The sequence below is a fragment of the Metabacillus sp. FJAT-52054 genome (assembly GCF_037201815.1).
Classification (GTDB): Bacteria; Bacillota; Bacilli; order Bacillales; family Bacillaceae; genus Metabacillus_B; species Metabacillus_B sediminis.
In genome coordinates this window covers 786,688-804,267 of sequence record NZ_CP147407.1, presented here as the reverse complement: position 1 = coordinate 804,267, position 17,580 = coordinate 786,688, and the positions used below count along the sequence as shown (strand labels likewise).

Genomic DNA, 17,580 nt, shown 5'->3' with positions numbered 1-17,580 from the left:
TTCCAGCATGTACGCTGCCTTCATCGGCCATCCTAATAGTGAACCACAAGTTCACAACACAGGGGGCGTTCATTTTGGGAAGAGGACACAAACTGCACAATCGTGATAAAAACAAGAATAGTCTTCCTCAAGTTCCGAAGCAGCTGAAAAGAGAAACGGATGGAACGTACGAGGAGTATTCCCGTGAATTAGCCGACCAAGCGGACGTGAAAGCACAGGCGAGAGCCAGCGCGGCAAACGAACGTCAGCAAAAAAGCCACTAAAACATGCATTAAGCCCCTGCCAGGAGTCAGCAGGGGCTTTTATTTATATGCGTTTAGCTTTTAAATATTTGCCGGACCAGTAAGTGCTCACCTTGTAATGAATGACTTTTACTCCATCATTTGATGTGAGGATTACCTGCCCTTTACCGGCATAGATAGCAGGTACGATTGAGCCGGTTTGGAAAAAGACGAGATCCCCTGGTTTAAGGTCCTTTTCTGCAACTTCCTGTCCCAGGTTAATCTGCTGATTTCCGTACCTTGGCAGCTGCATGCCTTTCGACTTCTTAAATACATACTGCACGAAACCGGATGTATCAAATCCGGTTTCCGGAGAAACTCCGTTCTTCGCGAACTTTGTTCCGACAAGTTCTTCAGCATTCTTCACCACGGGCTCACTTCGGTCGATCCCAAGTCCGCTGACCCGTTTTATTCCCGCGAATTTTTCCTGTAAAAAATTATTCGTGAGGTAGCTGACCGTTACTTTATTCGCGCCGCCAATCCGTGTCGCATTGAGAATTTGGTTATTTCCTGCGTAAATGCCAACGTGGGAAATTCCGGGCCGATGTGTGTCTTTGAAGAACACAAGATCTCCCGGCTGGACGTTTTCCCTCGCTACCGAAGCTCCAACCGCCCATTGCTGTTCAGGGGTTTCCGGCAAGTAGATTCCGGATGCTTTTTCATACACATACTTAGTGAATCCGGAGCAGTCAAATCCATCAGGCGACTGGCCTCCCTCTGTATAAGGAACATTTAAATACTGAAGCCCTTTTGAAATAACCGGGTTAGCCGATGCCATCTTCAGCGGGCCGGTAATCCGCTTCGCACCCGCATAGCGGCTGTTCCAGTAATTAGAGTTTTGAAATCCGACAGATGTAACTCCTTTCGACACAGAGCTGTATATCATCCGCCCATTTCCTTCATAAATTCCGGTTGTTGAAAGCTTTCCGCCGGATGAATCGTTAAAAAAAAGGACATCCCCCGGCTGCAGGCTTTCCCTTTTTACCTCTGTTCCAAAGCTCCACTGCTCGCTTGATAGAGGCGGAAGTTCCATTCCCTTTGTTTTCTTAAAAACATATTGAACGAATCCGGCTGAATTAAACCCTTCAGCCGGTGTATTTCCTTTACTTGAATAGCTTGTACCCATGTACTGCTTGGCTGTTTGCAGGATTGTAGCTGCAGATGACTTAATGAACGGGAGACTAATTGCTAAACAAGAGCTTATTGCTATGGCGGCGATTACTTTCATTTTCATATAGTCTGGGCTCCTTTTTCTAATCTCCCCACCATTATGTCAGCAGCTTCATCCGATGCCAATAGCGCCAATTCCCCAACTGTCTCTGCTCATTTAGACTTGTGAATTCCTTGTTTTTGGTCGAAATGTTTATACGAGGGAGTCACCCGGTTCAAGGACTGGAACCTCTGCCTCGAGATCATCTGCATACTTAATCCCCTGTCCTGTGTTAAGCAGGACAACCGTGTCATCTTCCTTTATCCATTGCTCTTCACGCAGCTTTTGGGCAGCAGCAAAAACGGCCGCCCCTTCAGGACAAATGAAAAGCCCTTCCTTCGACGCGACATCCAGCTGTGCAAGTTGAATGGCTTCCTCTGATACAGACACGGCACAGCCTTTCGTCTGATAAATCGCATCAAGAACGAGAAAATCTCCAATCGCTTTTGGTACATTGATTCCAAAGGCCCCTGTCTTGGAATTGTTCCAGAATTCGGATTCCTGCTTTCCTTCTTCCCATGCTTTCACTATCGGGGCACATCCATCCGCCTGAACAGCAACTAGCCGGGGTATTTTGTCAGACGAAATCCAGCCAAGTTTCTGCAGTTCGACCATGGCTTTATAAATACCGATCAGTCCGACTCCTCCGCCTGTCGGATAAAGAATGACATCCGGAACTTCCCAATTAAACTGTTCTGCGATCTCGAGTCCCATCGTCTTCTTTCCTTCAATTCGGTATGGCTCTTTTAAGGTGGAAGCATCATAATACCCTTTTTTGCCGACTAGCTCACCCACCATTTTTCCGGCATCACTGATCAGCCCGTTTACCAGCCACAATCTTGCTCCCGAAGCTGCACATTCCTTTCGGGTCGTGACGGGAGCATCAACCGGCATAACGACATTCGCTTCAAGACCTGCCCTGGCGGCATAAAGCGACCATGCTGCACCTGCATTCCCATTCGTTGGCATCGCAAACTTTTTGACTCCAAGCTCTTTCGCTTTCGAGAGCCCAACTGCCGCTCCCCTTGCTTTAAAGGACCCCGTCGGAATCAGCCCCTCATCCTTCATGAATAGGTGAGAAATTCCATATTTTTCACCCATTTTCGAAACAGGCAGTATCGGAGTTCCTCCCTCGCCCATCGTAACTGCATTCTCTTCTTTTCTTACTGGCAGGAGCTCGTGGTATCTCCATATATTGCTTGATCTTGCAGCTAAACTTTCCTTCGTCCATACCTTTTTTAATTCTTCATAATCATAATCCACCAGCAGCGGAGAGCCGCATGTACACAATTGATGAATTTGCTCGGGATCATAATTCCTCCCGCATTTAGGGCAAAAGAGCCTGGTCATATAGCTATACTGCATAACAAATTGCCTCCCCATGAAAAATAAAAACTCCCTTTTAAATAAAGATGAGCCTTCAGTTTATCTGATCGGCATCTGTTTTTTATCATATCATAGAAATTTTTTCTGCTGCAGAACGCTATTTATCCAAAAAACTGGTTTACCTGGAGTTTTTTTAAAGTGTATGATGGGAAAGTACTATATTGAAGGAGGGGATTGCTTATGCATAAAAATCCTGCAGGCTTTTGGATTCGCTTAGGCGCAAATCTGATTGATGGAATTATTTTTGCAGTTATAGGTTACTTTTTGGTTTTAATCATGGGAGAAGGCATTGGGAATAGTGCTACGAGCGGTATTCAGTTCTTTTATGGACTTCTGCTTCCGATTTTCTGGTACGGATATACGGTGGGAAAAAGGGCCGTCAGCATTCGTATTTTACGAGTAAACGGGACAAACGTCACGTTCTGGACTATGATCAAACGTTCAGTGGTAAGCGGTATTCTCTATAGCGCTCCAATTGGTATCGGAGCCATTATTGCGCTTACCATGGCATGGACTGAGATTGCACAAGTCTTAGCCAACCCCACGGATCCAAGTTTAGCAATAAACAATTCAATGATGTCAGCTTTTGCTGTTTTCATTGGAGGAATGCTGCTTTCCTCAATCATGCTTTTAGCAAGTGCCATTATGGTGGGTGTGAGGGAAGATAAGCGCTCATTGCATGATTTGATTGCCGGTACATATGTAACCCGTAATTCGCCAGGTGAACCAGCTGTTACTGGGATTAATGAAGTTAAAGAAGCATAAGAAAAACAGGTGAATCATTTGTGATTCACCTGTTTTTTTGCTGTAAACGGGCAGATTGATTGGCTTGAATGAGATGATCAATACTTAGGTCAGGGCATTCATCCTTCACCAATTGATAGACGTCTTTTAACAGCTCCTCCAAAATCACCAAACCTTGCTTCGGATCCTGCAAAAAGACATTTTCCATGCGCTCCGCTGCTAATGATGGCTTACTATTCATTTCGCCAAGAGACTGCCTCTGCCACTTAAACCCCGGATGATGAACATAGGTTTCATTTAATGCAAAAAGTACACTCATTACGTTTTTCTGTACGTTGACAAAAATCTGATGGAGCAAGAGCCAATCCTGTCTTTCCACAAGAGCGTACCGGTTTCTCCATCTGCTTCCAAGCTCTAAATTCTCTGTTATCATTGCAAGCTTTAAAGATTCCGGATAGACGGATACTTTTTCTATCAGCCTCTGAAATGCGCTTTCTCCCGCTAAGCATTTTCCATTGAAAACAGCAGCCGCGAGACATTGTTTTTCAAGATCTGTGGATGAACGGTCAACTACATCTCCTAAAACTGAATCTGCAGTTCTCGTCAAAAAATGGCTGATTTCCATTTTGACTCCGAGAGCGTGGTAGGTTTCTGACCATTCTTCGTCTTCATAGTCATGAAAATCTATGATTTCTCCCTGGACCTCTTGAATGGGGAAAAGCCGGTCTTCATCACTTGGTTCTTCTCGCCAGCAGAGAAAAAGCTCAATATCGGAAAAGCAATCCTCCCATCCTCTGGATACAGATCCTCCAAGCCATATATAATCCACTTTTGGATTGCTGTTATAAACATCCGCTATTTTTACAGCTAAATCATTAAGCTCCATCCTAGTGTCCCCCTTGCCTCCGTTCCAGCTCCATCACATACTTATACCGGTCCCCGCGATAAATGGTTTTAGTATATTCCACAGGCTGATGGTCTGCCGTAAAGCTTGTCCGCTGGATTTTCAAAACAGGTGCCCCTTCTGCAAGCTTCAAAGCCTCTGCCGCTTTTTTGCCTGCTTCCGCTGCCTCGAGCTCCTGCTTCCCGTATTGGATCGGCATGCAGCAGTCACTTTCAATGTAGTGATAAATGGAGCCCTCGGCATGCTTTTTCGTCATATCAGGAAAGAGATGAACCGGCATGTAGAGAGTTTCGTAAGCCATCGCTTCCCCATCTGCCAGCCGGATCCTTTTCACTTTGTACATCTCCTCATTCTGTGTGAGACCAAGTTCTTTTGCGGCCTGTTTTGAGGCTGCTGTTCGTTCAAAGCTAATAATCATCGTTTCCGGTTTTTTTCCCTGCTCTGCCATTTGCTCTGTAAAACTCGTAATTCCTGTGAGCTCCTGATTGAGCTTTGGAGCGGAAACAAAGGTTCCCCGCCCTCTTTTGCGCTCCAAAATGCCTTCATTAACCAGATTGCTGATGGCCTGCCGGACCGTCATCCGGCTAATCGAATACTGCTCGCAAAATTGTCTCTCAGAAGGGATCGCTTCCCCGCTTTTCCATTCACCCGAACTGATTTTATCTTTAATGTTTTCTTCCACCTGAAAATAGATGGGAACCGGAGAATCTTTTTTTATCATTGGCTAAGCTCCCCTTTCCCCTCCATCCGAACACCAGAAAGTGCCTCCTCATCTGCAATGATCGTTGCGTCAGGATGAAGTTTCAGTACGGATGCCGGGAAATCCTCTGTCACTTTTCCGTACCATAGCTGCTCAATCGCAGCTGCCTTCTTCCCTCCTGAAGCAAGGAGGACGATTTTGCGGCTTTTCATAATGGTGCCGATTCCCATTGTGATGGCTTCTTTTGGTACCTGTTCCATCACTTCAAAGTACCTTGCATTCGCCTGTCTCGTTGATTCCGTCAGCCCTACGAGATGGGTGCCAATCTCAAAAGACGTGCCAGGTTCGTTAAACCCAATATGACCATTTTCTCCAATGCCAAGCAGCTGCAGATCGACTCCGCCTGATTGTTCAATCAATCGATCATAACGGCTGCACTCATCTATAGGATCAGCAGCTGTTCCATCGGGAATGTAATTGCTTTCTCCAGCAAAATCCGTATGACTGAAAAATTGCTCCTGCATGTAGCTGAAGTAGCTGTTCGGATCCTCTTTTTTCATTCCAAAATATTCATCCAGATTAAAGGAAGCCGCCTCTGCAAAAGAGATTTTCCCTTCGAGGAATAATTCAACCAGTTCAGAATAAACCCCTTTAACCGTCCCGCCTGTTGCCAGACCCAGAACCGACTGCCTTTTTTGTTCCATCTGCTTTAAAAAAATACCGGCTGCTTTTTTACTCATATCCCGATAATCCGCTGCTGCAATTAATTTCATGCCCATCCCCCTTTTTGGTAAGCGATTTTCCCGCGGCAAATCGTCAGCACCACATCTCCATCCTTTGATAAAGCCGTCAAATCTGCATCCTTTCCAGGCTTAATGCTGCCTTTCCGGTCAAATATATTCAGCTGCTTTGCAGGATTCACAGATGCCATTTGCACGATATCCTCCATAGAGCAGCCTGTGAATCTCTTCATGTTCTGCACCGCTTCATTCATTTTCAATACACTTCCGGCAAGTGATCCGTTTTCAAGCTCTGCTTTTCCATCTTTCACATACACGTCCTGGCCGCCAAGATCGTACACTCCATTTTCCAGCCCCTTGGCTCTCATGGAATCCGTAATCATTATCATCCCTTCCGGACCTTTGAGACGGTATGCAAGAAGGATCATTTCAGGTGCAACGTGAACCCCGTCAGCGATAATCTCGCACTTGATTCGCGGATCCAGCAGCGCAAAACCGGCTGTTCCTGCCTCCCTGTGATGCAGCCCCCTCATTCCATTGAATAAATGGGTTGCCTGGCGCACCCCATGATTTGCCGCCCTTTCCCCTTCAGAAAATAGCGCATCGGAATGCCCGATGGATGGAATAACTCCTGTATTCGTGAGATGATCCGCAAGTTCCATACCGCCTTCAAGCTCTGGAGCCATTGTAACTAATTTAATCGCACCGGCTGCTTTTTCCTGCCAATGTTTAAAAAGAGCGACATCCGGTTTTAAGAAATGAGTCGGCAGCTGTGCTCCTGCCCGCTTTGGTGACAAAAATGGCCCTTCTACATGGACTCCGAGAATTTCCGCACCTTCAGAAGGTCTAGACATGCAGACAGCTATATTAGTTAGGGCTTTTTCAATGGATTGAGTTTCGGAAGTCATCGTTGTTGGCAAAAAGGCTGTAGTTCCTTCTTGAACAAGCTGGTTTGCCATCGCTGTAAGTGCTTCCTCTTCTGAATCCATCGCATCAGCCCCGCCGGCTCCGTGAATGTGCATATCGATCATCCCGGGAATCAGCTCGATTGTTTGGCTAAGTTTCAGCTCGACAAAGCCTGAATGCATTTGAAACTTTTCCATCGGTCCGACTTCTGCCACTTTCCCCTCTTTAACAAGTACATATCCAGGCCGGAATGTTTCAAACTCTGCATAAACCGTTGCGTGAGTGATTGCAAGCATTGATCAGGCACCTCTTCTTTCTGAATTTACAAAAATTTTATCATCACGAAAGCTAGTTGTCTATACCAGTTATAAAAATTCTCCTTATGTTTTTCCTTTACGCTCTTCTCATAGCAATCATTTGTATATACTAACCGAACGTTTTTCTTATGTAGCAATATCGCTCTGCACCATTCTACAATTTCTGCAAAAGCTGTGCATAAGTTATTCACACCCCTGTTGATATTGTGGAAAAATGTGTGGATCACTCTAAGGACAACAACCCTTTATCCACAATATGATCGATATCACGTCGTTTCAGGTGTGGATAACGTTGATAACTCTTGAATTATTCTATATTGTGCGAATTTTGTGTGGATAACCATTTTGTCGAATCCTCGGAACGTTGTTTTCCCAGAAACATAAACTAGCTATATATAGACATGGAGAGTGAGAGAGTGAAATATCCTATACAGCGTTCCTACATTCGTACCGGGAATTCTCGTTCCGGCCGGAAAATAGGGACAGTCCTGTTCATTGTCAGCCACGACACTGGAAACCCTGGGACAAGTGCGGCTCAGAACCGTGAATATTTTAACAATCAGCAGCCATCAGCTTCTGCCCACACCTTCATTGATGATAAAACGATTTTGGAAATCATCCCTTTGGATGAGGTGGCTTTTCACGTTCAATATGGGTTAAAGGAAGACAACCGCAGGTTTGGCGAAGATGCAAATGATGCAGCCATAGGTGTAGAATTTTGCTTTGGGGGAAGCATTAATTTTCAGCAGGCATACAATCGATATGTCTGGTATCACGCCTACCTTTGTGACCGCTTCGGACTGAATCCCGACAAACATATTATTGGCCACTATACTCTGGATCCTTCAAGGCGAACGGATCCTCTCAATGCCTTTCAGCGATATGGTGTATCATGGACTCAGTTTATCAGCAGCGTAAAACGCTCCCTCGCAAATGACTTTGGCAAGGCACCCGCTGCACCTCCAGCTTCCGAAAATCTGCCGGTAAAAAGAGGCGACACGGGAGATCTGGTTAAAGATGTCCAGAGGAAATTGATTGCCGCTGGATACAGCTTGACAGCGGACGGGATTTTTGGAGCAGGTACCGAAGCAGCGGTCATTGCTTTTCAAAAGAAAAACAAACTTACCGCTGACGGCATCGTCGGCAGTCAGACATATGCCGCACTCAGCAAAGTCAAGCCGCCCTCTGCCAGTTATCCGTTGCCTTCAGGAGTATACAGAGACGGATCATCAGGCGAACCTGTTAAACAAATTCAGCGCGCCCTGCAAAAACTCGGGCTCTACAGCGGTTCCATCGACGGACAATACGGTCCCCAGACAACCGCTGCCGTACGCCGCTTCCAAAACCGCTATGCTTCCCTGGCAGATGACGGTGTGTACGGACCGGGTACTCGAACTTACATGCTTAATGCATTGAAATAGGAAAAAGGATGCCTCATTTTTTTGGGGGCATCCTTTTTGGGTTGGGTTGGAGGGGTTTGGGCTTCTTAAATAATTGGCGGTCATAACGGCCGGCGGAATTTGTCATTCCATGTCGAAAAGTCGATATATCAAAAAAATAGCCGATATAATTTTATTTTAGTCGATATATTTAAATTTTGGTCGATATAATTTTATTTCAGTCGATATATTTAAATTTCGGTCGATATCCAAGGAATCAGCGGTCAAAAGACTTTAAAAAATGGTCCATTTGCTAATACAATCGTTTCTTATAGCTTTCTTCCAGAGCTGCAGCTACACTATTAGCATCAAATTCATCAAATTTTGCATGAGCGGCCAGCATTTCATTTGCTTTAGGCAATTCGTCCACTGCCGGCCATTTCTCGCTATCCCATAGCTGGGATCGCTTCAAAGCCTTTCCGCAATGTATAAAACACTCTTCTGCCTCTATTGCAATTCCTGCAATCGGCGTTTTTCCCCTTGCCTGCATTTGCTCCAGAATATCCTGGTCTCTGATAACAGAAGCTTTCCCCGTTATTCTTAGCGATTCATCCAAACCGGGAATCAGGCATAACAGACTTGCATGAGGGTTTTCTAATAGGTTGCGAATGGAGTCTAAGCGTTTGTTTCCTGGCCTTTCCGGAATGACAAGCTGCTTTTCATTCAGTATCAGGATAAAACCAGGATGATCTCCCCGTGGAGATACATCACATTCTCCATTAGAATTGGAAGTACCGATCAATGCAATTGGGGAGAGAGACAGAAAGTTTATACAGTGTTGATCCAAGTGGTCAATGACCTTGTTTGAAGCGAGTTTACCCGGTTTTCCCCATATCTCATTCAGCTGTTCCGCTGATTCTATCACATTTTGAAATTGTATCATCGGCTTTTTATCCTCCTGCAGGTTATGAAAAAGCACTCCCTCCAAAGGAAGAGCCACATCTATCATTTCAAGCTGAAGCTAACTACTGATCTGCCATCAGCTACTTTACCTTTTCCCCAAATAAACTCCAAAGCATACGACTGCTTTTGCGAAGTAAGGGGGATGCTGAAGCCTGTAATTTTTGGATCTATTACTTCTGTTCTTTCCACTGAAGCCGGGTATTCTGGATCCTTAGCTTGAAGCAGTGAGTGAAGGGAAACCTCACTAGGCTGAGGATTCATTTTTCCCCAGTCTAAAAAAACCGATTTCACTTCAGGCGGCATGTATCCCGGATTCATGATAGAAAAATTGTGTTGAACCCCTTCACACTTAATCCAGCATACTTCTTCGTATAAATGATCAATGGTTCCCGTTAGTTTCATTCTATCTCCATTTAATAGTGAGAACTCCGGGATGGACATAGTGGAGAATGGGGGTAGGGGGCTTTTCAAAGATGATTCCTTTTTAACTTCCCGCTGGACAGGTACAGAATCTGATACGATCATATCTTGCTGGGCGCACCCTCCCAATAAAAAGCATGAAATCAAAAACATAAAGACTTCCTTCATTCAAATACCTCTTTTTTCCAAAATTATAACATAAAAACAAATGGGTAAATATGTATTATAATAACTTAGAAGGACTAAATTCAGGAGGCAGCATGAAAAAAACAAGTATGATTTTGATGAGCTCTATGTGCGGAGCCGCTGGAGGGTTTGGCACCTATTTTTTGTTTGATTACTTTCATTTGGAGATGTCCTGGAGTACGCTGCTCTGGATGGTTTTCTATGTACTGGCAGGCCATTACCTGACTGTTCTTTTTCATGAGGCTGGTCATTTAGCAGGTGGAGCGGCGGCAGGTATGAATTTTCACAGTATGCTGGTGGGACCGGTTCTATTAATTAAAGAACGGGATAAGACGGCTCTTAAATGGGAAAAACATGGTCTAAGCATTGGCGGCAAAGCTACTATGTATGCTGACATTCAGGAAAAGAAAGTTTCAATTGAAAAACAGCTTTATTGGCACATATTGAGCGGTCCCCTTGCCAGTCTTCTAGCAGGAACAGCGGCATTGGCTCTCTCTTTCGCGACAACTCAAGTGTGGCTCTTCATTTTCTCTATGCTCAGTCTTTTAGCGGGGATAACCAATCTAGTGATAGGTGAAACCCAAGACGCAATTCCTGATGGAGCTGCTCTTAAAAACTTAAAGAACCCTCAACTAAAAGAGATATTTATTGCAGCTTATGTAATCTTCGGGAACGTTAAGAATAATTGGAATGAGCTTCCTTCCGCCATTGCTGAAAAGGCAAGACGAGCTGTTCTGGAAAAGCCCGATAACCTTATGTCAGTGTCTGTTGCATCTTCAATCGGCCAGTATGATATGAGCCGGGGTGCTCAGGAAGAAGCTGTCACGCTGCTAGGTTTCTTTACGGAACGTTCCCCTGCTGTGAAGCGGGGCTATAGCTGGGATCAGCTGGACGCGAACTATTTGCTCGCATGCTACATGGCAGGAGCCATAACAGATAAGGAAGATATTCACAGAATAGCAGACAGAGTAAAAAAACGTGACATGCTTTCATATGAGAAGGCCCAATTTGTTTTGGCAGCAGCAAAGGGAGATGAAAAACAAGCGGATGAAGCATTGAGAAGAGCTATAGATTGCACTTCCAAATTTTCTTTAATTTATGGAGATGGAGAATTGGAACGGACACTATTGCAGATGGTGGATCGTTTAAAGGTATCGTCGATTGCATAAACCATTACAAAAACGCTTGGGTAAAGCCTCCAAGCGTTTTCATTTCTTACTTATTTTAGAATACGTTCTAAAATCTTTCCAATCCACCCGTCCCTTTGATGGAAACCCGTATCCGTATTCGTCATGATGACTGCCCCAGTGCCAAGGCGGGGATAAATGACCGCCATACTTTGAAACCCTTTGCCCCAGCCAAGCGAGGAAATTTCCTCTCCGTTTACAAAAACCCCTAATCCTGTCCACGGTGAACATCCCTGTGCACGAATCATCTCTTCAGCAATATTTTGGGATATACTCAATTTGCTTTTTGCATTCACGGCATCAAGCAATTCAGTAAATAGCTTTCCAAGATTATCCGCGCTCGCCCATAAACCGGCAGCTGCAGGGTATGGGTATACTGGATACTTTTCCTCCAGTACACTGCCTTCCCGATTATGGCCCGCTGCCGCATGAGCATCTAAAACATTTAACGTACTGCAATCCATACCGAGTGGTTTCAGCACCTTGCTTTTTAGCAATTCCTCATACGCTACCCCTGTCACATCTTGGATCAACTGCTCCAGCACACAGTATCCGGCATCTGAATAATGAAACTCAGTACCAGGTTCATACTGGAGGTGTACAGGCTCCGGGCAATAACGTGTTGTCCCTTTAAGAATCTCTATAATAGATGGAGCTGACCTGAAAAAATCCAATTCCATAAAACTTCCGCCTGGATCCTTTATGCCTGATTGGTGGCTTAAAAGCAGACGGAGCGTTACAGGCTGTGTGAAACCATTTGCCGGAACTCTCCATGATTTCAGCCTTCTGTTGACATCCTCATCCAAAGCAAGAACATCTTCACTTACGAGTCTCATGGCAAGCATCGCTGCCGCAAATTTGCTAATGGAACAAGCATTAAACACGGTATCAGCCGTAACTCTCTCCTCCTGCCCTCTTTCAAGCACTCCAAACCCTGCTTTCCGGCTGATTCGGCCGTCCTGAATTAAGGCAATACCTGCACCCGCGATAAAGGACTTCTTCATACTTTCAGCAATATCAAAGTTTTCCATCTCAGTTCCTCCCTATCGAAGGGAATTTCACCTTTAGCGTAAAAACATGCTCCTTGTATGTAAAATCAAGAAAACCGCCATATTGTTTGACTGTATCTGCAATCACTTTTGTCCCAAGGCCCTCCTGCCCTTTGGTTGAGCGGCCTGATTTTTCAAATAGAGAATCCAGTACGTCGTTTGGAGGCTGAACACTTGAGTTGCGGCAAACAAGGAGATAAACCCCGCTTCTTTTTTCAAAGCGTACGGTCAGCATCGGATCTTTCAGCCCCACACGAATCGATTCCTCGCAAGCCTCGATTGCGTTGGAGAGCATGTTTCCAAGCAATCCGACCAGATCAATCGGGTGCATAGGCAAGGAGGAGATCGGCAAATCGAATTCATAGGCGATCTGAATTCCGAGACTGTCTGCTCGCTGGTAGACATCATGAAGAATTCCCGCCGCTACCCCGTCCTCGCCTTTTATAGAGATATTCGTCTCTTCATAGGTGCGTACAAGGCTGTTCATATACTCCTTCGCTTCACTATATTTCCCCTTTTCCAATAGATAGTGAACGGCTGAAATATGCTTCAAATAATCATGCCGCTGGCTTCGGACCACCCGGAACGTTTCGTTGACCGCGTTCTGCGCATCGAGAAGCTGAGTCATTTTCCGGTCTGCAGCCTTTGCCTGTTTTCCTAGTGAAAAGCGGAAATATTCCAAACCCGAAAATGTAAGGAAAAGCAGGCAGCGAACCGGAATAGGAGCGGGCCAAGCGCTGACCGCAAGCAGCAGCTGAATGCCAGTCAGCGTTCCATTCATAGAATGCTGGACATACCCGATATTCCTAAACCAATGCTTCACCCCTGCGTAAATAAAAACAACCCCAGCTATGGCAGCCGCCCATAAAGGCAGGACATCCAGCATTAAAATAAAGAAATAAACTCCGATTCCCGCAGACGCCGCGTAAATCATTCCTTTCATTCATCATCTCCGCCTTAAAAGTAATGAGATTGAATAAAATCAATCTGTTCTTTTGTAATCATCGCTTTTTCTTCAATGCCCTCAAAGGAAACCATGTACGTCGTTTTCGTATAAATCGAAAAGTTTTTCACAAAATGAATGTTGATAATAAATGAACGGTGAGAGCGGATAAAATCCCGTTCCCTCAGCTCCCCTTCCAGTTCATTCAGCGTCTGATACGTTTTGACCTGGCCGGACTTTGTATATATGGTTGTCGATCGGCCCGTCCGTTCAATAAAGAGAATCTCTTTCTTTTGAACAATATGAATCTCTGATTTTTGCTTTAAAAACAGTCTTCCCGCAATTTCAGAAGAGTGGCTTTTTTCTATGTAGCGCTGAATCGATTTTTCCAGCCTGTCTTTCGAATATGGCTTCATAATGTAATCATGCACATTCAGTTCAAACGCATGCACGGCGTAGCCGCTAGTCGCTGTAACAAAAATAACCGCAATACTGAGGGCATGGGTATGGATGATATCGGCAAGCTCATAACCTGACAGCTCTGGCATTTCAATGTCGGCGATCAGCAGATCCACTTCTTCCCTTTTTACATACTCATACGCTTCTTCTGCAGATTGGGTCGCAAAAACGATCTTGATTTCATCCATTTTGGACACAATGCCCTTCAGTTTATCCAGATCAATCATCCGGTCATCTACTAATCCTACTTTGATCATCGCTCTGCTCCTAGTAAACAAATTCCACCATTATTGTAACATTTAAAATTCCCTTTTTGACCCATTCGCGACAGGAAAAGGCGTTTTCGCGACAACTTCGCAGATTCGCTGGATTCCACCATGTATGATAACGATAGAAACCAGCAGAAAGGGAGACGAGAGCATGATTCAGATAAAAGAAGTAACAAAGCAGTTTAAAGATCGAAAAGCATACGTAACGGCACTCAAGCACATTTCATTCGATGTGAAAAAGGGAGAAGTGGTCGGGCTGCTCGGTGAAAACGGGGCCGGCAAAACAACCCTTCTCCGCTCAATCGCCACACTTATTACCCCAACAGACGGATCGATCAGTGTAGCGGGATTCGATACCGTCAAAAAATCCTTTGATGTCAAAAAACGAATTGGCGTACTTTTCGGAGGAGAAACCGGTTTGTATGACAGGCTGACTGCTAAAGAAAACCTTGAGTATTTTGCTGCTCTTTACGGGTTGAGCAAGCATGAAACAAAGGTACGGATTGATGAGCTCGCCGTGATGTTCGGGATGAAGGATTACCTTGACCGCAAAGTCGGCGGCTTTTCAAAGGGGATGCGCCAAAAGGTTGCGATTGCAAGAACACTAATCCATGATCCGGACATCATCCTGTTTGATGAACCGACAACCGGACTTGATATTACGTCGTCGAACATCTTCCGCCAGCTGATTCACCAGCTGAAGTCAAAGGGGAAAACGATTGTCTTTTCAAGCCACATCATGGAAGAGGTTCAGATGCTTTGCGATTCCGTTGTCATGATTCATAAAGGGGAAGTCGTTTACAAGGGGAACCTTGAGCACCTTTATCAAGAGGAAGCGAGCAAGGATTTGAACTATATATTCATGTCAAAATTAGTAAGGGGGAAAAGCCATGTTTCTTAACATTTATCTAAAGGAAATGAAGGATTCGCTCCGGGACCGGAGAACGCTGCTGATGGGAGTGTTTATTCCGATACTGGTTCTTACGGGACTCACTCTGTTTTACGAAAACATCATGGCGGATTCGAAGCAAACTTTTACCCTAGCCGTATCCTCCAGCATTGCAAACGATGAAGAACAGCTGGTGAGCGGATTGAAAAATGTGAACACAAAAAGCTTTACGGATCCTGAAAAAGCCGTAAGAGATGGAGATGCTCAGGCGGCCGTTACATTCGACAGCGGATTTGTGCAGAAAATTAACAGCGGACAGCAGGCAAATGCCACTCTATATGGTGATTCCTTCAGCAAAAATTCGTCTGTATTAATGGAGATGATGGATGCACAGCTAACCGCATTTGAGGATGGGGTAGTCAAAAACCGCCTTCAGGCAGCGAATATTGATCCAATGGTCATTCAGCCCCTTGAAGTCAAGACGAAAGAAATGAACAGTGAGGATGACAGTGCTGCCGCCTTAAGTATTTTTTCAAATTTTCTGCCTATGATTATCGCAATGGCTATCGTCTCAGGCGCTTACCCTTCTGCAACCGATTTATTTGCAGGCGAAAAAGATCGTAAAACAATGGAAGCCCTCCTGATTACACCGGTAAGCCGTACGAAAATGCTTTTGGCTAAATGGCTGACTGTCTCGACCATTGCTGTTTTTTCTGGCTTTGCAGCAGTTGCCGTTGTCAGCTTAGAAATTATCTTTTTGACGGAAAAGTTGAAAGAAGCGCTCCAATTTGGAGACCATGTTTGGATTTTCATAGGAATTACACTGATGACATCCGTCATGTTCGCCCTCTTTATGTCATCCGTGCAAATGCTCGCGAGTCTTATCTCAAAATCAGTAAAAGAGGCCCAAAGCTATCAAACTCCGATCATGATGCTGCCTATTCTGCCGATCTTTACCCTAACAAGCACGGGTGTAAATGAAACGAGCTTTCACCATTTCATCATTCCCGCAATCAATATGTTTGCTCTGATAAAAGAAATGCTCTACGGCATTATTAATGTCCAGAACATTCTTTTGACTGTCGGAAGTACCGCTTTGTTCATGGTCATCGTACTTGCCATTACGGTTTCTCTGTTTAAGAAGGACCAGTGGGTAATGGGGAAATAACGAAAAAAGCAGGCACATCCCCAAAATGGATGGCCTGCTTTTTTCATTGCGTTTGAGACTCTTCTTCCCACTCCCTCAGCTTCTGATCCGATGGCAAGAACACCGTCAAAATCCCAATCACCGGGAGCACACTGCACAAAGTCATCGTGGCATACAAGCCCCATACATCCGCAAGCATTCCGAGAAACGCAGACCCGATTGCCCCCATACCGAAGGCCAGGCCCACGATAAGTCCGGAAACTGTTCCAATCTTTCCTGGAATGAGCTCCTGCGCATAAACCACCGTGACGGAAAAGCTTGATAGAATAATCACTCCAATAATAAAGAATAACGGGTAAACCCATATCAGACTGACATGTGGAAGAATGAGCGCAAATGGAGCCGATCCGACCATCGAAAACAAAATGACATTCCGTTTGCCGAACCGGTCGGCAAGCGGTCCGCCGAGGAATGTTCCAATCACACCGGAAGCCAGGAATAGAAAAATAAAGTATTGTGCTTCCCTAATGGAGATTCCATAATCCTCAATTAAGTAAAACTGAAAATAGTTTGAGATTCCGGCAGAATACCAGGAACGGGCAAACACGAGGAAAACGAGCAGCGTAATCGCAAAGCCTACCTGCTTCGTCCTTTTTCTGGTCGTCGTTTTTACCGTCGCTTTTACTGTTTTCGGAAACCGGATCAGCTGGTTCGAGTACCATTTGGATACAAACAGGAGGACGAATACCGCTAAGGCCGCCACAAGCGTAAACCAGATTGAACCGAATTGCCCTAACGGAATAAAAATCAGGATTGTCATAAGCGGTGCAAGCGACTGTCCAAAATTCCCGCCAACCTGATAGATGGACTGGGCAAGCCCGCGCTTTCCTCCCGCTGCCATGTATGCAACCCGTGACCCTTCCGGATGGAACGCCGCCGAACCAAGCCCGATGAAAATAACCGAAAGCAGCACGAAGCCGAAGCTTGGTGCAAATGCCAGCCCAAGCATTCCGATCATCGACAGCCCCATTCCGAACGGAAGCACATACGGCGCACTCTTTTTATCTGTCAGCCATCCCACAACCGGCTGCATAATGGAAGACGTCATACTAAGCGCAAATCCAATCCACCCCAATTGGCCATAAGATAGGTTCATGCTTCTCTCCAAAATCGGAAACACAGCCGGAACGACAGATTGCATCGTATCATTTAGTAAATGTACAAATCCGATCGCAAAAAGAATCGGATACACCGTCGGATTGACCGATGGCCTTCTTTCAGCAGCTTGCATGTTGGTTTCTCCCCTTTATGTAGGTAAGCTCTGCTTTTAAGTTTACCACTAATTGGGTTGTTTAGGGGCTGGTGGCGGAGCGGGGGCCTGTCCCCACAAATTTTACCGTACTAAAGCTCCGGCACCTTGTTTGCCAGCCCTTGTGTGAGTAGATTTCAACGATCTTTGTCTCTGTCCCCCGATGCGGTGAAGCATAGCACTGGCACCTGC

General features: G+C 45.3%; 18 protein-coding genes and 1 pseudogene. 7 read left to right on the top strand and 12 right to left on the bottom strand.

All coding sequences use genetic code 11. The features are described 5' to 3' along the window. Nucleotides 1-74: 74 nt before the first annotated feature. Nucleotides 75-263 (top strand): YfhD family protein, encoded by a 189-nt coding sequence (locus tag WCV65_RS04325; protein WP_338780374.1) that lies wholly within the window; start codon nucleotides 75-77, stop codon nucleotides 261-263. Nucleotides 264-306: 43 nt separating this feature from the next. Here WCV65_RS04325 and WCV65_RS04320 read toward each other — a convergent pair whose 3' ends face one another. Together WCV65_RS04320 and WCV65_RS04315 are read right to left on the bottom strand one after the other, a co-directional pair. Beyond that, nucleotides 307-1,515 (bottom strand): C40 family peptidase, encoded by a 1,209-nt coding sequence (locus tag WCV65_RS04320; RefSeq protein WP_338780372.1) that lies wholly within the window; start codon nucleotides 1,513-1,515, stop codon nucleotides 307-309. Nucleotides 1,516-1,644: 129 nt separating this feature from the next. Continuing rightward, complete coding sequence (locus WCV65_RS04315; protein WP_338780370.1) at nucleotides 1,645-2,856, bottom strand: threonine synthase; 1,212 nt, start codon at nucleotides 2,854-2,856, stop codon at nucleotides 1,645-1,647. 201 nt (nucleotides 2,857-3,057) lie between these two features. On the opposite strand from WCV65_RS04315, the gene WCV65_RS04310 reads away from it, so the two are divergent. Further along, nucleotides 3,058-3,642 carry an RDD family protein gene (locus WCV65_RS04310; RefSeq protein ID WP_051860608.1) on the top strand — a complete coding sequence of 195 codons (585 nt, stop codon included), beginning with the start codon at nucleotides 3,058-3,060 and terminating at the stop codon, nucleotides 3,640-3,642. A 25-nt stretch (nucleotides 3,643-3,667) separates the two neighbouring features. Here WCV65_RS04310 and WCV65_RS04305 read toward each other — a convergent pair whose 3' ends face one another. From WCV65_RS04305 to nagA, 4 genes are read right to left on the bottom strand one after another with little or no spacing between them, the layout of a single operon-like run. After that, nucleotides 3,668-4,507, bottom strand: coding sequence for a DUF4037 domain-containing protein (locus WCV65_RS04305; protein WP_338780367.1), 840 nt, complete (start codon nucleotides 4,505-4,507; stop codon nucleotides 3,668-3,670). A 1-nt stretch (nucleotide 4,508) separates the two neighbouring features. Next, nucleotides 4,509-5,246: a phosphonate metabolism transcriptional regulator PhnF gene (gene phnF / locus WCV65_RS04300; RefSeq protein ID WP_338780365.1), complete on the bottom strand. Its 738-nt coding sequence runs from the start codon at nucleotides 5,244-5,246 to the stop codon at nucleotides 4,509-4,511. Continuing rightward, nucleotides 5,243-5,998, bottom strand: a complete 756-nt coding sequence (gene nagB, locus WCV65_RS04295) for a glucosamine-6-phosphate deaminase (RefSeq protein ID WP_035405937.1) — start codon at nucleotides 5,996-5,998, stop codon at nucleotides 5,243-5,245. The genes phnF and nagB overlap by 4 nt, the downstream gene beginning before the upstream one ends. Beyond that, complete coding sequence (gene nagA / locus WCV65_RS04290) at nucleotides 5,995-7,167, bottom strand: N-acetylglucosamine-6-phosphate deacetylase (protein WP_338780364.1); 1,173 nt, start codon at nucleotides 7,165-7,167, stop codon at nucleotides 5,995-5,997. The genes nagB and nagA overlap by 4 nt, the downstream gene beginning before the upstream one ends. Before the next feature lie 422 nt (nucleotides 7,168-7,589). Between nagA and WCV65_RS04285 the strand changes: the two are divergent. Together WCV65_RS04285 and WCV65_RS04280 are read left to right on the top strand one after the other, a co-directional pair. Further along, nucleotides 7,590-8,111, top strand: a pseudogene (locus tag WCV65_RS04285) (peptidoglycan recognition family protein); the annotation flags it as partial. Further along, nucleotides 8,094-8,609: a peptidoglycan-binding protein gene (locus WCV65_RS04280; RefSeq protein ID WP_338782152.1), complete on the top strand. Its 516-nt coding sequence runs from the start codon at nucleotides 8,094-8,096 to the stop codon at nucleotides 8,607-8,609. The pseudogene WCV65_RS04285 and the gene WCV65_RS04280, both read left to right, overlap by 18 nt. A 271-nt stretch (nucleotides 8,610-8,880) precedes the next feature. Here the strand turns inward: WCV65_RS04280 and WCV65_RS04275 are convergent, their stop codons facing one another. Together WCV65_RS04275 and WCV65_RS04270 are read right to left on the bottom strand one after the other, a co-directional pair. Beyond that, the gene (locus WCV65_RS04275) at nucleotides 8,881-9,510 is read right to left on the bottom strand and encodes an MSMEG_1061 family FMN-dependent PPOX-type flavoprotein (RefSeq protein ID WP_338780363.1); all 630 of its coding nucleotides are present in this window, start codon (nucleotides 9,508-9,510) and stop codon (nucleotides 8,881-8,883) included. Between the two features lie 62 nt (nucleotides 9,511-9,572). After that, nucleotides 9,573-9,932 carry a hypothetical protein gene (locus WCV65_RS04270; RefSeq protein WP_338780361.1) on the bottom strand — a complete coding sequence of 120 codons (360 nt, stop codon included), beginning with the start codon at nucleotides 9,930-9,932 and terminating at the stop codon, nucleotides 9,573-9,575. 278 nt (nucleotides 9,933-10,210) lie between these two features. Here WCV65_RS04270 and WCV65_RS04265 point away from each other — a divergent pair, with 278 nt between their 5' ends. Next, nucleotides 10,211-11,305, top strand: a complete 1,095-nt coding sequence (locus tag WCV65_RS04265; protein WP_338780359.1) for a site-2 protease family protein — start codon at nucleotides 10,211-10,213, stop codon at nucleotides 11,303-11,305. Nucleotides 11,306-11,355: 50 nt separating this feature from the next. Here the strand turns inward: WCV65_RS04265 and WCV65_RS04260 are convergent, their stop codons facing one another. Genes WCV65_RS04260 through WCV65_RS04250 form a run of 3 tightly spaced genes read right to left on the bottom strand, consistent with a single transcriptional unit; the run spans nucleotide 11,356 to nucleotide 14,031 of the window. Next, nucleotides 11,356-12,354 (bottom strand): serine hydrolase domain-containing protein, encoded by a 999-nt coding sequence (locus tag WCV65_RS04260; RefSeq protein WP_338780357.1) that lies wholly within the window; start codon nucleotides 12,352-12,354, stop codon nucleotides 11,356-11,358. A gap of 1 nt (nucleotide 12,355) precedes the next feature. Next, on the bottom strand, nucleotides 12,356-13,315 hold the full coding sequence (locus WCV65_RS04255) for a GHKL domain-containing protein (RefSeq protein ID WP_338780355.1): 960 nt from the start codon (nucleotides 13,313-13,315) through the stop codon (nucleotides 12,356-12,358). A 14-nt stretch (nucleotides 13,316-13,329) separates the two neighbouring features. Beyond that, complete coding sequence (locus tag WCV65_RS04250) at nucleotides 13,330-14,031, bottom strand: LytTR family DNA-binding domain-containing protein (RefSeq protein WP_338780353.1); 702 nt, start codon at nucleotides 14,029-14,031, stop codon at nucleotides 13,330-13,332. A gap of 163 nt (nucleotides 14,032-14,194) precedes the next feature. Between WCV65_RS04250 and WCV65_RS04245 the strand changes: the two genes are divergently transcribed. Both WCV65_RS04245 and WCV65_RS04240 read left to right on the top strand, forming a co-directional pair. Further along, complete coding sequence (locus WCV65_RS04245; RefSeq protein WP_338780350.1) at nucleotides 14,195-14,944, top strand: ATP-binding cassette domain-containing protein; 750 nt, start codon at nucleotides 14,195-14,197, stop codon at nucleotides 14,942-14,944. After that, on the top strand, nucleotides 14,934-16,100 hold the full coding sequence (locus WCV65_RS04240; RefSeq protein WP_338780348.1) for an ABC transporter permease: 1,167 nt from the start codon (nucleotides 14,934-14,936) through the stop codon (nucleotides 16,098-16,100). Before WCV65_RS04245 ends, WCV65_RS04240 begins: the two co-directional genes overlap by 11 nt. A 43-nt stretch (nucleotides 16,101-16,143) precedes the next feature. On the opposite strand, the gene WCV65_RS04235 is transcribed toward WCV65_RS04240, so the two are convergent. Next, a complete protein-coding gene (locus tag WCV65_RS04235) occupies nucleotides 16,144-17,370 on the bottom strand; it encodes an MFS transporter (protein WP_338780346.1) in 1,227 nt (408 codons plus the stop codon). Between the last annotated feature and the right edge of the window lie 210 nt (nucleotides 17,371-17,580).